Here is an 18490-nt window from a genome sequence, read left to right on the forward strand (position 1 = left end):
ACTCCACAGGAATAAGCCTGGTACGTTGGTTTTGTCTCCACCAACGACGTGTTGATGTCGCATTAACCAACTAAAGGTTGACTTTATTTCACCGGATACGCTTTCGTAAAGCAATAGTAAGCTGATATTCTACCACACTATGAGCAAAACACATTTAACAGAACAGAAGTTTTCCGACTTCGCGCTGCACCCGAAGGTGATTGAAGCCCTTGAAAATAAAGGGTTTCATAACTGCACGCCCATTCAGGCCCTCGCGCTGCCGCTGACGCTGGCCGGTCGCGATGTTGCCGGGCAGGCGCAAACCGGTACCGGCAAAACGATGGCGTTTTTAACGTCAACGTTTCATTATTTACTTTCTCACCCAGCGATTGCAGACCGCAAAGTTAACCAGCCGCGCGCGCTAATTATGGCCCCGACGCGAGAACTTGCGGTACAGATCCACGCAGACGCTGAACCCCTGGCGCAGTCTACCGGCCTGAAGCTTGGCCTGGCCTATGGCGGCGACGGCTACGATAAACAGCTGAAAGTGCTGGAAAGCGGTGTGGATATCCTGATCGGTACCACCGGCCGTCTTATCGATTACGCCAAACAGAACCACATTAACCTCGGCGCAATCCAGGTTGTGGTGCTCGATGAAGCTGACCGCATGTACGATCTGGGCTTCATTAAAGACATTCGCTGGCTGTTCCGCCGCATGCCGCCGGCCAATCAGCGTCTGAATATGCTGTTCTCCGCTACCCTTTCTTATCGCGTACGCGAGCTGGCGTTCGAACAGATGAACAATGCCGAATATGTAGAAGTGGAACCGGAGCAGAAAACGGGTCACCGCATTAAAGAAGAGCTCTTCTATCCTTCCAATGAAGAGAAAATGCGTCTGCTGCAAACGCTGATTGAAGAAGAGTGGCCAGATCGCGCCATTATCTTCGCGAACACCAAGCACCGTTGTGAAGACATCTGGGGCCATCTGGCTGCAGACGGTCACCGTGTTGGCCTGTTGACCGGCGACGTGGCGCAGAAAAAACGCCTGCGTATTCTGGAAGAGTTTACCCGTGGCGATCTTGATATTCTGGTCGCAACCGACGTTGCCGCTCGTGGTCTGCACATTCCGGCCGTGACGCACGTCTTTAACTACGATCTGCCAGACGACTGCGAAGACTACGTACACCGTATCGGTCGTACCGGTCGTGCGGGCGCAAGCGGTCACTCGATTAGCCTTGCGTGTGAAGAGTATGCGCTGAATCTCCCGGCCATTGAGACGTATATCGGTCACTCTATTCCGCAGAGCAAATACAATCCGGAAGCGCTGTTAAGCGAACTGCCGCCGCCTAAGCGTCTAACCCGCCCACGCTCCGGCAATGGTCCGCGTCGTTCAGGTGGCGCGCCGCGTAATCGTCGTCGTTCAGGTTAAGAAAATATGCTCAGCTCCACCTCGCTTTATGCGGCAATTGATCTCGGTTCGAATAGTTTTCATATGCTGGTTGTGCGCGAGGTGGCGGGAAGCATACAAACGCTGACGCGCATCAAGCGCAAGGTCCGCCTCGCGGCAGGCCTGAGCAGTGACAATCACCTCTCGCCTGAAGCCATGGAACGTGGCTGGCAGTGTCTGCGGCTCTTTGCCGAACGTCTGCAGGATATCCCGCACGCCCAAATCACCGTGGTCGCCACTGCGACACTCCGCCTGGCGGTTAACGCCGTGGATTTCATTGCCAGAGCGCAGGAAATTCTGGGTTGTCCGGTACAGATTATCAGCGGTGAAGAAGAAGCTCGCCTGATTTACCAGGGCGTTGCGCACACCACGGGAGGTGACGATCGCCGTCTGGTGGTGGATATCGGTGGTGCCAGTACCGAGCTTGTGACCGGCACCGGCGCGCAGGCAACGTCGCTGTTCAGCCTGTCGATGGGCTGCGTGACCTGGCTTGAGCGCTACTTTACCGATCGGAATCTGGCGAAAGAGAACTTCGACGAGGCAGAAAACGCCGCGCGCGAGGTGTTACGCCCGGTGATGGACGAGCTGCGCTATCACGGCTGGAAAGTCTGCGTGGGTGCCTCGGGTACCGTGCAGGCTCTGCAGGAAATCATGATGGCGCAGGGAATGGACGAGCGGATTACCCTTGCCAAACTTCAGCAGCTGAAACAGCGCGCCATTCAGTGTGGACGCCTGGAAGAGCTGGAAATTGAAGGCCTGACGCTGGAACGCGCGCTGGTTTTCCCGAGCGGGCTGGCTATTCTTATCGCCATTTTCACCGAACTGAACATCCAGTGTATGACCCTGGCCGGCGGCGCGCTGCGCGAAGGTCTGGTCTACGGGATGTTACATCTTTCGGTCGATCAGGATATCCGCAGCCGTACTCTGCGCAATGTGCAGCGTCGTTTTATGGTTGATATCGATCAGGCCGGACGCGTATCGCAGCTGGCGTCACGCTTCGCCGATCAGGTCGCTAACGTCTGGGATCTTGACCATCTGAGCCGGGATTTACTGCTGAGCGCCTGCGCGCTACATGAAGTGGGGCTGAGCATTGATTTTAAGCAGGCACCGGCTCATGCAGCGTATCTGGTGCGAAACCTTGATCTACCGGGCTATACGCCCGCGCAGAAAAAGCTGCTGGCAACGCTGCTGCTGAACCAGACCAATGCCGTCGATCTCTCCTCTTTGCATCAGCAAAACGCCGTACCGCCGCGCGTAGCCGAGCATCTGTGCCGCCTGCTGCGTCTGGCTATCCTCTTTGCCAGCCGCCGCCGCGATGATTTGCTGCCAGCCATTAATCTGGTGGCCGATGACGAGAAGCTTTCGCTGACGCTGCCGGAGAACTGGATTGATCGTCACCCGTTAGGGGCCGAGATGATCGAACAGGAGTGCCAGTGGCAGAGCTACGTGCACTGGGTGCTTGAGGTAAAGTAATACGCTGAACATTGCCGGGTGGCGGCTTCGCCTTACCCGGCCTACAGATCCCTACGGAATTATCCTTTCTCTTTGGCTTTTGCCAGCATGGCGCGGATGTTCGCCACGTTAGCCTGTCCCTTGTGCATCCGCTCTTCTGCGGTAATCACTTTGCGCTCCTGTTCCCAGATCAGGTCATCCTGCGGCAGTTCCAGCAGGAAACGACTCGGCTCCGGGCGTACCAGTTCACCATACTGGCGGCGCTCTTTACACAGCGTGAACGTCAGCTCTTTCTGCGCGCGGGTGATCCCCACGTAGGCCAGGCGACGCTCCTCGTCGACGTTATCTTCATCAATGCTGCTCTGGTGCGGCAACAATCCCTCTTCCATGCCGACCAGATACACATACGGGAACTCCAGCCCTTTTGACGCATGCAGCGTCATCAGCTGAACCTGATCGGCCTCTTCTTCGCTCTCGCCGCGCTCCATCATGTCGCGCAGGGTAAAGCGGGTGACCACCTGCGTCAGGGTCATTGGCTCGTCGATTTCAGAGCCCTCCAGCATTTCGGTCATCCAGCTGAAGAGCTGGTTAACGTTTTTCATGCGCATCTCAGCCGCTTTCGGGCTGGCTGAGGTTTCATACAGCCAGGACTCATAGTCAATGCCGTGAATGAGATCGCGCACCGCCGCCACCGGCTCCCGCTCCGCGAGACGCTGCACTTCGCCAAGCCAGTGGGTGAAGCGGGTTAACGAATCATACCCGCGTCCGGTTAACGTCTGGCTCAGCCCCATGTCGAAGCTGGCGGTAAACATACTTTTGTTGCGGGTCATCGCCCACTCGCCGAGCTTTTGCAGCGTCGCCGGGCCAATCTCGCGTTTAGGCGTATTCACGATGCGCAGAAACGCGCTGTCGTCATCCGGGTTAGTGAGCACGCGCAGATAGGCCAGCAGATCTTTGATTTCTGGCCGCGAGAAGAACGACGTGCCGCCCGAGATTTTGTACGGAATGCGGTTCTGCATCAGCATCTTTTCAAAGACGCGCGACTGGTGATTACCGCGATAGAGGATCGCGTAATCCTTATATTCGGTTTTGTTGACGAAGTGGTGAGCGATAAGCTCGCCCGTCACGCGCTCCGCTTCATGATCCTCATTGTTGGCGCTGAGCACTTTCAGCTCCGTGCCGTAGCCCAGTTCGGAGAACAGACGCTTCTCAAATACGTGCGGGTTATTGGCAATCAGGATGTTTGCCGCCTTCAGGATACGCCCGGAGGAGCGGTAGTTTTGCTCCAGCTTAATCACCTGCAGGGCCGGGAAATCTTTGCTCAGCAGCACCAGGTTTTGTGGGCGCGCACCGCGCCAGGAGTAAATTGACTGGTCGTCGTCGCCTACCACGGTGAAACGCGCGCGCTGCCCCACCAGCAGCTTCACCAGCTCGTACTGGCTGGTGTTGGTGTCCTGATATTCATCCACCAGCAGGTAGCGGATTTTGTTCTGCCAGCGCTCGCGCACCTCTTCATTGCGCTGCAGCAGCAGCGTGGGCAGCAGGATCAGATCGTCAAAGTCCAGCACGTTACACGCTTTCATATGCGCATCGTACAGACCGTAGCAGTGGGCGAAGATCCGATCCCGTTCACCTTTGGCGATCGCCGCGGCCTGGGCCGGCGTCATCAGATCGTTTTTCCAGTTCGAGATCGTCGAGATCAGCTGCTGCAACAGCACTTTGTCATCTTCGATGAGCCCCTCGGTGAGCTCTTTGAGCAGCGCCACCTGATCGGTGTCATCGAAGAGCGAGAAGTTGGACTTCATTCCCAGCGCCGCATACTCGCGTTTGATGATATCCAGCCCCAGCGTGTGGAAAGTGGAAATCATCAGGCCGCGTGCCTCTTTACGACCCAGCGTCTGACCGACGCGCTCTTTCATCTCGCGCGCCGCTTTATTGGTAAAGGTGACCGCCGCAATGTGTCGCGCCTGATATCCACAGTTGTGGATCAGATGGGCGATTTTGTTGGTGATCACGCGGGTTTTACCCGAACCGGCCCCTGCCAGCACCAGGCATGGTCCAGTAACGAATTCGACCGCTTGTTGTTGTCCAGGGTTTAAACGCATGGGAGTGTTGCTCAATCTTCGAACGGGGTGTGGATTGTAGCAGAAAGCCGGGCGCAGATTTACCGGCTAATGATAAAGTGGAGAAATCGCGTTTAACCCGTAGAGCAGAACCATGAAAAAGACCGCAGCAGCCCTGCATATTCTGGTAAAAGAAGAGAAACTGGCTCAGGAGATCCTGGCCAAGCTGGAGCGCGGCATCAGCTTTGATCATCTGGCGAAGCGTTACTCTAAATGCCCGTCCGGACGCAATGGCGGGGATCTCGGCGAGTTTCAACAAGGTGCGATGGTCGGCCCGTTCGATCGGGCGGTCTTTAGCTGCCCGCTTCCGAAGCCCTACGGCCCGGTAAAAACCAAATTTGGCTACCATATCATTAAGGTGCTATATCGCCGCTGACGCGTGATATATTGCGCCCCGATTTATTTCAACCTATTCAAGGCACGATCATGGCAAAAACAGCAGCAGCAGTGCACATCCTCGTTAAAGAAGAGAAACTGGCTTTAGATCTTCTGGAGCAGATTAAAAACGGTGCCGACTTCGGCAAGCTGGCGAAGAAGCACTCTATCTGTCCGTCAGGCAAACGCGGCGGCGATCTGGGTGAGTTCCGTCAGGGCCAGATGGTTCCGGCGTTCGATAAAGTGGTGTTCTCCTGCCCGGTGCTGGAGCCAACCGGCCCGCTGCATACCCAGTTCGGGTATCACATTATTAAAGTACTGTATCGGAAATAAACAACAAGGCCTTCTCTAAGAGAAGGCCTTTAATGTTTGCACCCTCTCCCTGTGGGAGAGGGGCGGGTGAGGGCATCAGCCCGCCCCTGTTGTTAACCCGCTACCGCAATACGCTTCATATCGGTCATGTAGCCACGCAGTTTGTGGCCCACTTTCTCGATCTGGTGGCTGCGAATCGCTTCGTTAACATCACGCAGCTGCGCGTTATCCACCGCACCTTCCGCAATCGCTTTACCCAGATCGCCCGTCTGCAGAGTGGTCATAAACTCTTTCAGCAGCGGTACGCAGGCGTAAGAGAACAGGTAGTTACCGTATTCTGCGGTATCAGAGATCACCACGTTCATTTCGTACAGACGCTTACGGGCGATGGTGTTCGCGATCAGCGGCAGCTCGTGCAGTGATTCGTAGTACGCAGACTCTTCGATGATACCGGAATCCACCATGGTTTCGAACGCCAGCTCAACGCCTGCTTTCACCATCGCGATCATCAGAACGCCTTTATCGAAGTACTCCTGCTCGCCGATTTTACCTTCATACTGTGGCGCGGTTTCGAACGCGGTTTTACCGGTCTCTTCACGCCAGGTCAGCAGTTTCTTATCATCGTTCGCCCAGTCTGCCATCATGCCGGAAGAGAACTCGCCGGAGATGATGTCGTCCATATGTTTCTGGAACAGCGGCGCCATGATGGTCTTCAGCTGTTCAGACAGCGCGTAAGCACGCAGTTTTGCCGGGTTGGACAGACGGTCCATCATCAGCGTAATACCGCCCTGCTTCAGCGCTTCGGTGATGGTTTCCCAGCCGAACTGGATCAGTTTTTCCGCGTAGGCCGGGTCGGTGCCTTCTTCCACCAGCTTGTCGAAGCACAGCAGAGAACCGGCCTGCAGCATGCCGCACAGAATGGTCTGCTCGCCCATCAGGTCAGATTTCACTTCGGCAACGAAGGACGATTCCAGTACGCCCGCACGGTGGCCGCCGGTCGCCGCTGCCCATGCTTTGGCAATCGCCATACCTTCGCCTTTCGGATCGTTTTCCGGGTGAACCGCGATCAGGGTCGGCACGCCGAAGCCACGTTTGTACTCTTCACGTACTTCGGTACCCGGACACTTCGGCGCCACCATCACCACGGTGATGTCTTTACGGATCTGCTCGCCCACTTCAACGATGTTGAAGCCGTGGGAGTAACCCAGCGCGGCGCCGTCTTTCATCAGCGGCTGTACGGAACGCACAACGTCAGAGTGCTGCTTGTCCGGGGTCAGGTTAACCACCAGATCCGCCTGCGGGATCAGCTCTTCGTAGGTACCCACTTTGAAGCCGTTTTCGGTCGCTTTACGCCAGGAAGCGCGCTTCTCGGCAATTGCTTCTTTGCGCAGAGCGTAGGAGATATCCAGACCGGAGTCACGCATGTTCAGGCCCTGGTTCAGACCCTGTGCGCCACAGCCGACGATGACCACTTTTTTACCCTGAAGGTAGCTCGCGCCATCGGCAAATTCATCGCGCGCCATGAAGCGGCATTTGCCCAGCTGCGCCAGCTGCTGGCGCAAGTTCAGTGTATTAAAGTAGTTAGCCATGGGTGATACCTCGTGATGTTGTGTGTCTTATTGTTCGGTTCGCGTTTCAGCGAGAATGTACCCACATTACAACAGGAAATTTATTGCGGAAATTGATATATTCACAACGTCATGTTGCAATTTTTGCAATGTAAAAAGAGGGAGTGGAATCGGTGGATTTACGCGATCTGAAAATGTTCCTGCACCTGGCGGAAAGCCGCCATTTTGGCCGCAGCGCCCGGGCGATGCACGTTAGCCCCTCCACGCTTTCACGCCAGATCCAGCGGCTTGAGGAAGACCTCGGCCAGCCGCTGTTCGTGCGTGATAACCGCACCGTCACCCTCACGGAAGCGGGTGAAGAGCTGCGCAATTTTGCCCAGCAGACGCTGTTGCAGTACCAGCAGCTGCGGCACTCGATTGACCAGCAGGGGCCGTCACTCTCCGGTGAGCTGCATATTTTCTGCTCCGTGACCGCCGCCTACAGCCATCTGCCGCCCATCCTTGACCGCTTTCGCGCGGCACATCCGTCGGTAGAAATTAAGCTCACCACCGGCGACGCCTCCGACGCAATGGAAAAAGTGGTGACGGGCGAAGCGGATCTCGCCATCGCCGGAAAACCCGAAACCCTGCCGGGCGCGGTAGCGTTCTCGATGCTGGAGAATCTGGCGGTGGTGCTGATTGCCCCGGCGCTACCCTGCCCGGTGCGTAACCAGGTGTCGGTGGAAAAACCGGACTGGTCGACGGTACCTTTTATCATGGCCGATCAGGGGCCGGTGCGCCGCCGCATCGAGCTGTGGTTCCGCCGTCAGAAAATCAGCAATCCGTCGATTTACGCCACGGTCAGCGGCCACGAGGCGATGGTGTCGATGGTGGCGCTCGGCTGCGGCGTGGCGCTGCTGCCGGAAGTAGTGCTGGAAAACAGCCCCGAACCGGTGCGCAATCGCGTGATGATTCTGGAGCGCAGCGACGAGAAGACGCCGTTTGAGCTTGGCGTGTGCGCACAAAAAAAGCGGCTGCATGAGCCGCTTATTGATGCGTTCTGGCAGATATTGCCGAACCACTAGCCCGCCAGGAAGAACCTGAACGCCGGGTTATGGGTTTCGTCGTGGCACTCATAGCCCAGCTCGTTCAGCCGCGTTTCGAAATCCGGCTCGTGCTCGCCCAGTTCGAACGCCGCCAGCACGCGGCCGTAGTCGGTGCCGTGGCTGCGGTAGTGGAATAGTGAAATATTCCAGTGCGTGCCCAGCGTGTGCAGGAACTTGAGCAGCGCGCCCGGGGATTCCGGAAACTCGAAGCTGAACAGACGTTCCCTGAGCGGCTTTGATGGACGCCCGCCGACCATGTAGCGCACGTGCAGCTTCGCCATCTCATCGTCAGAGAGATCGACCACGCTGTAGCCGCCCTCATGCAGCAGGTTGAGGATCTCTTTGCGCTCCTCCACGCCGCGGCTCAGACGCACGCCGACAAAAATGCAGGCGTCTTTGGCATCGGCAAAACGGTAGTTAAATTCCGTCACCGAACGGCCGCCCAGCAGCTGGCAGAACTTCAGGAAGCTGCCCTTCTCTTCAGGAATCGTCACCGCCAGCAGCGCTTCACGCTGTTCACCCAGCTCGCAGCGCTCGGAAACGTAGCGCAGACCGTGGAAGTTCACGTTCGCACCAGACAGCACGTGCGCCAGACGCTCGCCGCGAATGTTGTGCTGGGCGATGTATTTTTTCATCCCCGCCAGCGCCAGCGCGCCTGACGGTTCCGCCACCGCGCGCACATCTTCGAACAGATCCTTCATCGCCGCGCAGATGGCGTCGCTATCAACCGTGACGATATCGTCGAGATATTCCTGGCACAGGCGGAAGGTTTCGTCCCCAATGCGCTTCACCGCCACGCCCTCGGCAAACAGCCCGACGCGCGGCAGGTCCACCGGATGACCCGCATCCAGCGCCGCCTTCAGGCAGGCAGAATCTTCCGCTTCAACGGCGATGACTTTGATCTGCGGCATCAGCTGTTTGATCAGCACCGCCACGCCTGCGGCCAGGCCACCGCCGCCAACCGGAACGAAGACGCGGTCGAGATGGGCATCCTGCTGCAGCAGTTCCAGCGCCAGCGTGCCCTGCCCGGCAATCACCATCGGGTGGTCGAACGGCGGCACCCAGGTAAAGCCCTGCTGCTGCGCCAGCTCAATCGCTTTGGCTTTGGCTTCGTCAAAGTTGGCGCCGTGGAGCAGCACTTCGCCGCCGAAACCGCGCACCGCGTCGACTTTGATATCTGCGGTAGCAACCGGCATCACGATCAGCGCCTTCAGCCCCAGACGAGCAGACGAGAACGCCACGCCCTGGGCGTGGTTGCCCGCCGACGCGGTAATCACGCCGCGCGCTTTTTGCTCGTCGGTCAGCCCGGCCATCATCGCGTAGGCGCCGCGCAGCTTAAAGCTGTGCACCGGCTGGCGGTCTTCGCGCTTCACCAGAATGACGTTGTCGAGGCGCGAAGAGAGTTTTTCCATTTTCTGCAGGGGCGTGACCTGCACGGCTTCATAGACCGGCGCGCGTAGTACCGCTCTCAGGTATTCCGCCCCCTCAGGGGCGGCGGATAAGGGTTGTGACTCGGCCATCATTAGCCCCCAAGTTTAGATTTATCGCGCACCGCGCCTTTATCTGCACTGGTGGCAAGGCTCGCATAGGCGCGCAGGGCGAAGGAGACTTCACGCTGGCGGTCTTTCGGCGTCCAGGCTTTATCGCCGCGGGCTTCCTGCGCTTCACGACGGGCCGCAATTTCCTGGTCGCTCAGCTTCAGCTGAATGCCGCGATTCGGAATGTCGATTTCGATCAGGTCACCGTCTTCGATGATGGCGATGTTGCCGCCGCTTGCCGCTTCAGGGGAAACGTGGCCGATAGAAAGGCCGGAGGTGCCGCCGGAAAAACGTCCGTCGGTGATCAGCGCACACGCTTTACCGAGTCCCATAGATTTCAGGAAGGTGGTTGGGTAGAGCATCTCCTGCATGCCCGGGCCGCCTTTCGGTCCTTCGTAGCGAATAACAACCACGTCGCCTTCCACCACTTTGCCGCCGAGAATCGCGTCTACCGCTTCATCCTGGCTTTCGTATACCTTCGCCGGACCGGTGAATTTCAGGATGCTGTCGTCCACGCCTGCGGTTTTCACGATGCAGCCGTTTTCCGCGAAGTTACCGTACAGCACGGCCAGACCGCCGTCTTTGCTGTAGGCATGTTCCAGCGAGCGGATGCAGCCTTCGGTGCGGTCATCGTCCAGCGTATCCCAGCGACAATCCTGCGAGAACGCCTGGGTGGTACGAATACCGGCAGGACCGGCGCGGAACATCTTTTTCACCGCGTCGTCTTTGGTCAGCATGACGTCGTACTGGTCCAGCGACTCAGGCAGCGTCAGGCCAAGCACGTTTTTCACGTCACGGTTCAGCAGCCCGGCGCGATCCAGCTCGCCGAGAATGCCCAGCACGCCGCCCGCGCGGTGTACGTCTTCCATATGGTACTTCTGGGTGCTCGGCGCGACTTTACACAGCTGCGGGACTTTGCGGGAGAGCTTGTCGATGTCGCTCATGGTGAAGTCGATTTCGGCTTCCTGCGCGGCGGCCAGCAGGTGCAGAACGGTGTTGGTGGAGCCGCCCATGGCGATATCCAGCGTCATCGCGTTCTCAAACGCGGCCTTGCTGGCGATGTTGCGCGGCAGCGCGCTGGCGTCGTCCTGCTCGTAGTAGCGTTTGGTCAGCTCAACGATGCGCTTACCGGCGTTGAGGAACAGCTGCTTACGGTCGGCGTGGGTCGCCAGCAGCGAGCCGTTGCCCGGCTGAGAAAGACCCAGCGCTTCGGTCAGGCAGTTCATGGAGTTGGCGGTGAACATACCGGAACAGGAGCCGCAGGTCGGACACGCAGAGCGTTCCACCTGGTCGCTCTGCTCGTCAGAGACTTTCGGGTCCGCGCCCTGGATCATCGCATCAACCAGGTCGAGCTTGATGATTTTGTCGGAGAGCTTGGTTTTCCCCGCTTCCATCGGGCCGCCGGAGACGAAGATCACCGGAATGTTCAGGCGCAGAGAGGCCATCAGCATCCCCGGGGTGATTTTGTCGCAGTTGGAGATGCAGACCATCGCATCGGCGCAGTGGGCGTTCACCATGTACTCTACGGAGTCGGCGATCAGCTCGCGCGACGGCAGTGAATAGAGCATGCCCCCGTGCCCCATCGCGATACCGTCATCCACCGCAATGGTGTTGAACTCTTTCGCCACGCCGCCGGAGGCTTCGATTTGCTCGGCAACCAGCTTACCGAGATCGCGCAGGTGCACGTGGCCCGGTACAAACTGGGTGAAGGAGTTCACCACGGCGATAATCGGCTTGCCGAAATCGGCGTCGGTCATTCCGGTGGCGCGCCACAGCGCGCGGGCTCCCGCCATATTACGGCCGTGGGTGGTGGTGGCTGAACGATACTTAGGCATGCTTTATTGACTCCCGTCTGACTATTTAATGGGACGGTGCGTGCCGTCCCAAATTTATGCTTAGTGATTAACCTGATCCAACCAGCCGTATTTATCTTCTGTTTCGCCGGTGAAGAGGCCAAAGAACGCTTGCTGAATACGTTTGGTGACCGGACCGCAGCGGCCTTCGCCCACCTGGATACCGTCCACGCTGCGTACCGGCGTGATTTCAGCCGCAGTACCGGACATAAACACTTCATCTGCCAGATACAGGGATTCGCGGGACAGTACCTGCTCGCGTACTTCGATACCCAGATCTTTCGCCAGCTTGATGATGGCGTCGCGGGTGATGCCCGGCAGCGCGGACGAGGTGAATGGCGGCGTGAACAAAATGCCGTCTTTCACTTCAAACAGGTTTTCACCTGCACCTTCAGAGATGTAGCCATTTACGTCGAGGGCGATACCTTCCTGATAGCCGTGGCGGCGCGCTTCGCTACCGACCAGCAATGAGGAGAGATAGTTCCCGCCTGCTTTCGCGGCGGTCGGGATAGTGTTTGGCGCAACGCGGTTCCAGGAAGAGACCATTGCGTCGATCCCCTGCTCCAGGGCTTCTGCACCCAGGTAAGCACCCCACGGGAACGCGGCAATGATCACATCTGTGGTATAGCCGGCTGGCGGGTTCACGCCCATACCGACGTCACCCACGAAGACCAGCGGACGGATATAGGCGCTGGTCAGGTTGTTTTTACGGATCACGTCGCGGCAGGCTTCCATCAGCTCATCAACGCTTTGTGAAACCGGAAAACGATAAATTTTGGCTGAGTCATGCAGACGCTGCATGTGTTCGCGATGGCGGAACACCACTGGCCCTTTGTGAGAATCGTAGCAGCGGATGCCTTCAAATACGGAGGTACCGTAGTGCAGCGCGTGGGACATCACGTGGACCTTCGCGTCCTCCCAGCGAACCATCTCACCGTTGAACCAAATGTAATCAGCTTTTTTTGTCGTCATTTTTTCGTCCTGTCACGCTTAAGCGCGGATTTGTTGTGATGTGGTTGTGCTCTGGCAGATGGCAACATGGGCAACGTCTACCAGCTTTGATAACTGACTAAACAGTAAGTCGACCGACCGCGGGCTGGCAACGGTTAATTCGATACTGATATTCCGGGCGTCAGTGGCCGTCTCCATATTCATAGAGCAAATCTGAAAACCACGATGACGCACCACACGCAAAACGCGTTCTAAGGTTTCCGGGTTGAAGCGAGCCTGTACGGCGACCTGATGCTGCATCATGATAATTTCTCCATCATTTGTGAGTTACTGGCACCAGGCGGTACCAACGGCCAGACGTTCTCGAGTTCGTCGATTGAGACATGAAGCAGGTAAGGCCCATCGCTGTTCAGCATGGTGTCGAGCGCCGCTTCAACCTGATCTTTACGGGTGATGTGCTGACCAGGGATGCCGAAGGCGCTGGCCAGGGTGAGGAAATCGGGGTTATCGGTGAGCGTCGTTTCGCTGTAACGCTCCTGGAAGAACAGCTGTTGCCACTGGCGAACCATCCCTAAACGCTGGTTATCAAGCAACACGATCTTCAGCGGTAACTGCTTGCGCTTAACGGTGCCGAGCTCCTGAACGTTCATCATGAAGGAGCCGTCACCGGAGATACAGATAACGGTATCGTTCGGGCGAGCAACCTGCGCGCCAACGGCTGCCGGCAGACCGAAGCCCATGGTACCCAAGCCGCTGGAGGTGATGAAGTTTTCCGGACGGGTGTAGGTCATGTGCTGCGCGGACCACATCTGGTGCTGGCCTACGTCGGTGGTGACGACGCTGTCAGCCGGTTTACGGTCGGACAACTGCTTCAACAGCAGCGGCGCGTAGATGGCCTCGCCGGGGTGGTCGTAACGCCAGGCATGCTCGGCGCGCATATCAGCGGTGTGCTGACGCCATGCGTTGATATCCAGCGGCTGCTGCAATGCCGGTAACAGCGCGTTGAGATCGCCCTGCAAGGCGACATGCGCCTGACGCAGCTTGTTCATTTCCGCCGGGTCGATATCCATATGGATGACTTTGGCGTTCGGCGCAAAGGTATTCAGCTTGCCGGTGACGCGGTCGTCAAAACGGGCACCTACGGCGATGAGCAGATCGCACTCCTGCACCGCCAGGTTTGCCGCTTTGGTGCCGTGCATCCCCAGCATGCCCAGATAGTAGGGGTAATCCGCGTCGACTGCACCGAGACCTTTCAACGTGCAGGTCGCTGGCATCTGCGTTGTTGCGATAAATTCGCGCAGGGCAGGCACGGCCTGTGCCATGCCGACGCCACCGCCGACGTACAGCATTGGCTGTTTCGCCTGGGCCAGCATCTGACGGGCCTCTTCAACTTCCGCTTCCGGAAAGACATCGTCGCTTTCAACGGTAGAGAAGTGCGGTTCCAGATCGCCGAGTGCCACCTGGATATCTTTCGGGATATCGACCAGTACCGGACCAGGACGACCTGAGTTTGCCACGTCGAACGCTTCTGCCATTACGCGCGGCAGCTCTTCCAGAGACTGGACGAGGAAGCTGTGTTTGGTGCAGGCCAGCGATAAACCGAGGACGTCGACTTCCTGAAAAGCATCGGTACCGATGAACGGAGACGCCACCTGCCCGGTGATGGCGACAACGGGAACGGAATCCAGCAGCGCGTCAGCCAGGCCGGTGATCAGGTTCGTCGCGCCCGGGCCTGAAGTCGCCATACACACGCCGGTTTTACCGGTCGCGCGGGCATAACCGATGGCTGCCATCGCTGCGCCCTGCTCGTGTCGGCACAAGAGATGTTCCACGCCGCCGTCATACAGTGCATCGTAAATCGGCATAATTGCGCCACCCGGATAACCGAATACGGTTTCGACTCCCTGCGCGCGCAACGCATGTACTACCCACTGTGCCCCATTCATAGTTAGTTCCCCGTCATAAATCGGGAGAAACAGAATTTTGTGCTAGTCGTCATTCTCTGCTCCTCATTTACGTTTTTTAGTCATAAAAAAACCCCCGGACCTTTCGGTGCGGGGGTCTTAGTTCGTTAAGGCTTGATTTCTAAGCCTTTCCTCGTCCAAGTGCAGCCCCGCACGGTGGGATAATAATCACCACCACGCTAATCACGACCAGGCTAATCACTCGTAGAAGGGCTGTCATTTTCAGTTCTTTTTGCATCTTGTTCGAAGGAATACCTAAAGAGTTATCACAGTTTTTAAATCAAACACAAGATTTATTTATGACGAATTTGATTAGGTAGCGAATCATATTTCTAAAAACCGTTGTTTTATATACGGAAATTAGAAAATGAATATTTCTCATTTTTTCACTGCGGTTCTTACCGTCAAAACGGGGCTTTTTACATTCTGCGAGGAGGTTTCCACGGTTATGCAAGGGTATCAGTGTGCGCTTAAAATCTCTGAATGAGCGGCGTAAATTCGCAAAATGATGCTAAACAGACAAAACCGGCGCTGGCATAGTCACACCAGGAGGTAGTGCAAATGTCACTGTCAGTTGTTTATACGCGTGCGGCTCTCGGGGTAAAGGCACCGCTTATTTCCGTCGAGGTTCATTTGAGCAATGGGCTACCCGGACTCACTCTTGTCGGGTTACCTGAAACGACGGTTAAAGAGGCCAGGGATCGCGTTCGCAGCGCAATAATAAATAGCGGTTATACCTTCCCCGCGAAGAAGATCACCATCAACCTTGCCCCCGCCGATCTGCCTAAAGAGGGGGGACGATACGATTTACCTATCGCAATTGCCCTTCTCGCGGCTTCTGAGCAGCTTAATACGACACGGCTAGGCTCGTATGAGTTCGTTGGCGAACTCGCGCTTACAGGCGCGTTAAGAGGCGTTCCCGGTGCGATATCGGGAGCGCTGGAAGCCATACGAGCAGGACGGCAAATCATTGTCGCCAATGAAAACGCATCAGAAGTGAGTCTTATCGCCGAGAAGGGGTGTCTCATCGCAGGGCATTTACAGGAAGTTTGTGCCTGGCTGGAAGGGCGTCATGAACTGTCCGAGCCGGAGGAGTGTGATGATGCTATAGCGGATGCACCGGAGGATCTCAGCGAGATTATGGGGCAGGAGCAAGGGAAACGGGCGCTGGAGATTACGGCTGCAGGTGGACACAATCTTCTGTTAATTGGCCCGCCGGGTACGGGTAAAACCATGCTGGCAAGCAGGTTGAGTGGGTTACTTCCACCGCTCAATAATCATGAAGCGCTGGAAAGTGCCGCCATATATAGCCTTATCAGTTCGACGTCGTTGCAAAAACAGTGGCGCCGTCGTCCTTTTCGTTCCCCGCATCATAGCGCTTCACTGACGGCAATGGTCGGTGGCGGGGCGATTCCGGGGCCTGGAGAGATCTCGCTGGCACACAATGGCATTCTGTTTCTTGATGAGCTGCCTGAGTTTGAGCGCCGAGTGCTGGATGCCCTGAGGGAGCCCATTGATTCCGGTGAGATACATATCTCACGCACGCGAGCCAAAATAAGCTATCCCGCGCAGTTTCAGCTGGTCGCGGCGATGAATCCCAGCCCGACGGGTCACTACCAGGGAAACCATAACCGCTGTACACCAGAGCAAACATTGCGCTATCTGGGTAAGTTATCCGGCCCGTTCCTCGACCGTTTCGATTTATCCCTCGAAATTCCCCTTCCCCCGCCGGGTCTGCTCAGGCAAACGGGCATAACGGGTGAAAGCTCAGCGGAGGTACGCGAACGGGTGATTGCAGCCCAGACGCGGCAGTACGCTCGTCAGAACAGGCTGAATGCACGGCTGGATAATGCCGGGATCCGGCAGTTTTGTTCTCTTAACGTTGAGGATGCGGGATGGCTGGAGGAGACGTTGACGCGGTTCGGACTGTCCATACGTGCGTGGCAGCGTTTGCTGAAGGTGGCCAGAACTATTGCTGACGTGGAGGGGTGCACTGACATTGAGAGGAAACATTTGCAGGAGGCGCTGAGCTACCGCGCTATCGATCGTTTGCTGCTGCATTTGCAGAAATTGCTGGCATAAAAAAAGGGGCCGTAGCCCCTTCTCTTTATTTTAGTCATCAGACTCGGTGTAGTCTTCTGCACCTTCCATCTGCGGCTTACCGCCAGACAGCGTATGGAAGCGCTTAGGACGCTTAATGCGCGCCATGTACTTGATCCATACGCGTTCCGCTTCAGACTCCGGCTCACGCTCACCACGGCAAACAGAAACAAACTGTTTTTCGTCTTCGGTTGCAGGTTCACGCTTACCCAGATCCAGCTCGTTAAAGGCATAACCATGGCGCTCAAGCAGTTGAGCTTCTTTGATGGTGAAATCGCCGTGACGAGAGAACCCGCGCGGATAATGTTTATTGTCGAAAAAACGATTAGTCGTCGTAAAGCTTTCCGCCATCCTACACGCTCCTCATTCTTTGGCCGAGCTATTTATGGCGCGGAGTATTAGTTACGCTTGACAGAGTGTAAAACAAAACATTTAAATCATAACGACAAATAATTTTGCGGAGAAAGATGTGGATACGGAATTGCTTAAAACTTTCCTTGAAGTGAGCAGAACACGCCACTTTGGGCGAGCAGCTGAAGCCCTTTACCTGACGCAGTCAGCAGTCAGTTTTCGTATTCGACAGCTGGAAAATCAACTGGGTGTGAATCTTTTTACCCGCCATCGCAACAATATTCGCTTAACGCCTGCCGGTGAGAAACTGCTGCCGTACGCAGAAACGCTCATGAATACCTGGCAGGCGGCACGTAAAGAGGTGGCACATACTTCGAGGCATAATGAGTTCTCGATAGGAGCCAGCGCTTCTCTGTGGGAATGCATGCTAAGTCAGTGGCTTACCCGGTTGTATCATTCACATGGCCACCTGCAATTTGAAGCCAGGATTGCGCAACGGCAGTCGCTGGTTAAGCAACTTCATGAGCGCCAGCTTGATCTTCTGATCACAACCGAAGCCCCCAAGATGGACGAATTTAGCAGCCAGATTGTGGGCCAGTTTGGCCTGGCACTTTATGCGTCTGAACCTTCGATGATGAAGGCAGACCTGACCTATTTACGCCTGGAATGGGGGCCGGATTTTCAGCAGCACGAGACGGGACTGATTGCACCTGATGATGTTCCGCAGTTAACGACCAGCTCGGCAGAGATCGCCTGTCAGCAGCTGCCCCTGCTGAAAGGTTGTACCTGGTTACCTGTTCGCTGGGCAGACACTAAACCAGGGCTGCACACCGTGATGGATTCCACCACGCTTACCAGGCCGCTGTATGCAATTTGGCTGCAAAACAGTGATAAGCAATCACAGATAAAAGATCTGTTAAAAATCAATGTAATGGATTGATGCATCAGCCAGCAGGGATGCTGGCTGAAAATTAAGAAGAGAGTTTTCTGCAATGTTTCAGGCAAAAAAAATCCTTTGCCGAAGCAAAGGATTCTATATGGCAGGGGCGGAGAGACTCGAACTCGCGACACCCGGTTTTGGAGACCGGTGCTCTACCAACTGAGCTACGCCCCTAAAGTTTTTTTGCCATTAAGCCTGCCAACAAGGCAGGCTTAATGTCTTAATAAGTGGCGGAACGGACGGGACTCGAACCCGCGACCCCCTGCGTGACAGGCAGGTATTCTAACCGACTGAACTACCGCTCCACCGAAGACTGCTGTAACCACCGGATTTATGCACCGGCTTACTACTTAATTTGATGCCTGGCAGTTCCCTACTCTCACATGGGGAGACCCCACACTACCATCGGCGCTACGGCGTTTCACTTCTGAGTTCGGCATGGGGTCAGGTGG

At 56.4% G+C, this 18490-nt stretch carries 17 protein-coding genes, 2 tRNA genes and 1 rRNA gene; 7 read left to right on the forward strand and 13 right to left on the reverse strand.

Annotated features, from left to right (window positions below; genetic code table 11):
• The first annotated feature begins 139 nt into the window (after positions 1 to 139).
• Both rhlB and gppA read left to right on the forward strand, forming a co-directional pair.
• Positions 140 to 1408 (forward strand): ATP-dependent RNA helicase RhlB, encoded by a 1269-nt coding sequence (rhlB, locus tag ACMWLG_RS20170; RefSeq protein WP_023309646.1) that lies wholly within the window; start codon positions 140 to 142, stop codon positions 1406 to 1408.
• Between the two features lie 6 nt (positions 1409 to 1414).
• A complete protein-coding gene (gene gppA, locus ACMWLG_RS20175) occupies positions 1415 to 2899 on the forward strand; it encodes a guanosine-5'-triphosphate,3'-diphosphate diphosphatase (RefSeq protein WP_023309647.1) in 1485 nt (494 codons plus the stop codon).
• Between the two features lie 59 nt (positions 2900 to 2958).
• Here gppA and rep read toward each other — a convergent pair whose 3' ends face one another.
• On the reverse strand, positions 2959 to 4983 hold the full coding sequence (gene rep, locus ACMWLG_RS20180) for a DNA helicase Rep (protein ID WP_023309648.1): 2025 nt from the start codon (positions 4981 to 4983) through the stop codon (positions 2959 to 2961).
• Between the two features lie 112 nt (positions 4984 to 5095).
• Here rep and ppiC (ACMWLG_RS20185) point away from each other — a divergent pair, with 112 nt between their 5' ends.
• Complete coding sequence (gene ppiC, locus ACMWLG_RS20185; RefSeq protein ID WP_045403890.1) at positions 5096 to 5377, forward strand: peptidylprolyl isomerase PpiC; 282 nt, start codon at positions 5096 to 5098, stop codon at positions 5375 to 5377.
• Positions 5378 to 5427: 50 nt separating this feature from the next.
• Positions 5428 to 5709, forward strand: coding sequence for a peptidylprolyl isomerase PpiC (ppiC, locus tag ACMWLG_RS20190; protein ID WP_023309650.1), 282 nt, complete (start codon positions 5428 to 5430; stop codon positions 5707 to 5709).
• A 92-nt stretch (positions 5710 to 5801) separates the two neighbouring features.
• On the opposite strand, the gene ilvC is transcribed toward ppiC (ACMWLG_RS20190), so the two are convergent.
• Positions 5802 to 7277 (reverse strand): ketol-acid reductoisomerase, encoded by a 1476-nt coding sequence (gene ilvC / locus ACMWLG_RS20195; RefSeq protein ID WP_021242831.1) that lies wholly within the window; start codon positions 7275 to 7277, stop codon positions 5802 to 5804.
• 152 nt (positions 7278 to 7429) lie between these two features.
• Between ilvC and ilvY the strand changes: the two genes are divergently transcribed.
• Entirely contained in the window at positions 7430 to 8320 is an 891-nt protein-coding gene (ilvY, locus tag ACMWLG_RS20200) for an HTH-type transcriptional activator IlvY (protein WP_045403892.1), read from the forward strand.
• Here the strand turns inward: ilvY and ilvA are convergent.
• From ilvA to ilvL, 7 genes are all read right to left on the reverse strand, one after another.
• Complete coding sequence (ilvA, locus tag ACMWLG_RS20205) at positions 8317 to 9861, reverse strand: threonine ammonia-lyase, biosynthetic (protein ID WP_024907958.1); 1545 nt, start codon at positions 9859 to 9861, stop codon at positions 8317 to 8319. The genes ilvY and ilvA overlap by 4 nt on opposite strands.
• Before the next feature lie 2 nt (positions 9862 to 9863).
• Entirely contained in the window at positions 9864 to 11714 is a 1851-nt protein-coding gene (gene ilvD, locus ACMWLG_RS20210; RefSeq protein WP_045403894.1) for a dihydroxy-acid dehydratase, read from the reverse strand.
• 60 nt (positions 11715 to 11774) lie between these two features.
• The gene (ilvE, locus tag ACMWLG_RS20215; protein ID WP_023309654.1) at positions 11775 to 12704 is read right to left on the reverse strand and encodes a branched-chain-amino-acid transaminase; all 930 of its coding nucleotides are present in this window, start codon (positions 12702 to 12704) and stop codon (positions 11775 to 11777) included.
• 18 nt (positions 12705 to 12722) lie between these two features.
• Positions 12723 to 12986, reverse strand: a complete 264-nt coding sequence (ilvM, locus tag ACMWLG_RS20220; RefSeq protein ID WP_024907956.1) for an acetolactate synthase 2 small subunit — start codon at positions 12984 to 12986, stop codon at positions 12723 to 12725.
• Complete coding sequence (gene ilvG / locus ACMWLG_RS20225) at positions 12983 to 14629, reverse strand: acetolactate synthase 2 catalytic subunit (RefSeq protein ID WP_045403897.1); 1647 nt, start codon at positions 14627 to 14629, stop codon at positions 12983 to 12985. The genes ilvM and ilvG overlap by 4 nt, the downstream gene beginning before the upstream one ends.
• Before the next feature lie 2 nt (positions 14630 to 14631).
• Positions 14632 to 14682, reverse strand: a complete 51-nt coding sequence (gene ilvX, locus ACMWLG_RS20230; RefSeq protein WP_166792073.1) for a peptide IlvX — start codon at positions 14680 to 14682, stop codon at positions 14632 to 14634.
• 86 nt (positions 14683 to 14768) lie between these two features.
• Positions 14769 to 14867: an ilv operon leader peptide gene (gene ilvL, locus ACMWLG_RS20235; RefSeq protein ID WP_001311244.1), complete on the reverse strand. Its 99-nt coding sequence runs from the start codon at positions 14865 to 14867 to the stop codon at positions 14769 to 14771.
• Positions 14868 to 15208: 341 nt separating this feature from the next.
• Between ilvL and ACMWLG_RS20240 the strand changes: the two genes are divergently transcribed.
• Complete coding sequence (locus tag ACMWLG_RS20240; protein ID WP_414763023.1) at positions 15209 to 16729, forward strand: YifB family Mg chelatase-like AAA ATPase; 1521 nt, start codon at positions 15209 to 15211, stop codon at positions 16727 to 16729.
• Positions 16730 to 16759: 30 nt separating this feature from the next.
• Here the strand turns inward: ACMWLG_RS20240 and ACMWLG_RS20245 are convergent, their stop codons facing one another.
• Positions 16760 to 17098 (reverse strand): DUF413 domain-containing protein, encoded by a 339-nt coding sequence (locus tag ACMWLG_RS20245; protein WP_023309658.1) that lies wholly within the window; start codon positions 17096 to 17098, stop codon positions 16760 to 16762.
• Positions 17099 to 17216: 118 nt separating this feature from the next.
• Here ACMWLG_RS20245 and hdfR point away from each other — a divergent pair, with 118 nt between their 5' ends.
• Positions 17217 to 18038, forward strand: a complete 822-nt coding sequence (gene hdfR / locus ACMWLG_RS20250) for an HTH-type transcriptional regulator HdfR (protein WP_045403902.1) — start codon at positions 17217 to 17219, stop codon at positions 18036 to 18038.
• Positions 18039 to 18136: 98 nt separating this feature from the next.
• On the opposite strand, the gene ACMWLG_RS20255 is transcribed toward hdfR, so the two are convergent.
• The 3 genes from ACMWLG_RS20255 to rrf all read right to left on the reverse strand — a co-directional run.
• A tRNA-Trp gene (locus tag ACMWLG_RS20255) sits at positions 18137 to 18212 on the reverse strand.
• A gap of 54 nt (positions 18213 to 18266) precedes the next feature.
• A tRNA-Asp gene (locus ACMWLG_RS20260) sits at positions 18267 to 18343 on the reverse strand.
• 55 nt (positions 18344 to 18398) lie between these two features.
• Positions 18399 to 18490, reverse strand: a 5S ribosomal RNA gene (gene rrf / locus ACMWLG_RS20265); the annotation flags it as partial.

This window comes from Enterobacter sp. 01-M-02-SI-ECC (assembly GCF_047530595.1).
GTDB classification, from domain to species: domain Bacteria; phylum Pseudomonadota; class Gammaproteobacteria; order Enterobacterales; family Enterobacteriaceae; genus Enterobacter; species Enterobacter cloacae_M.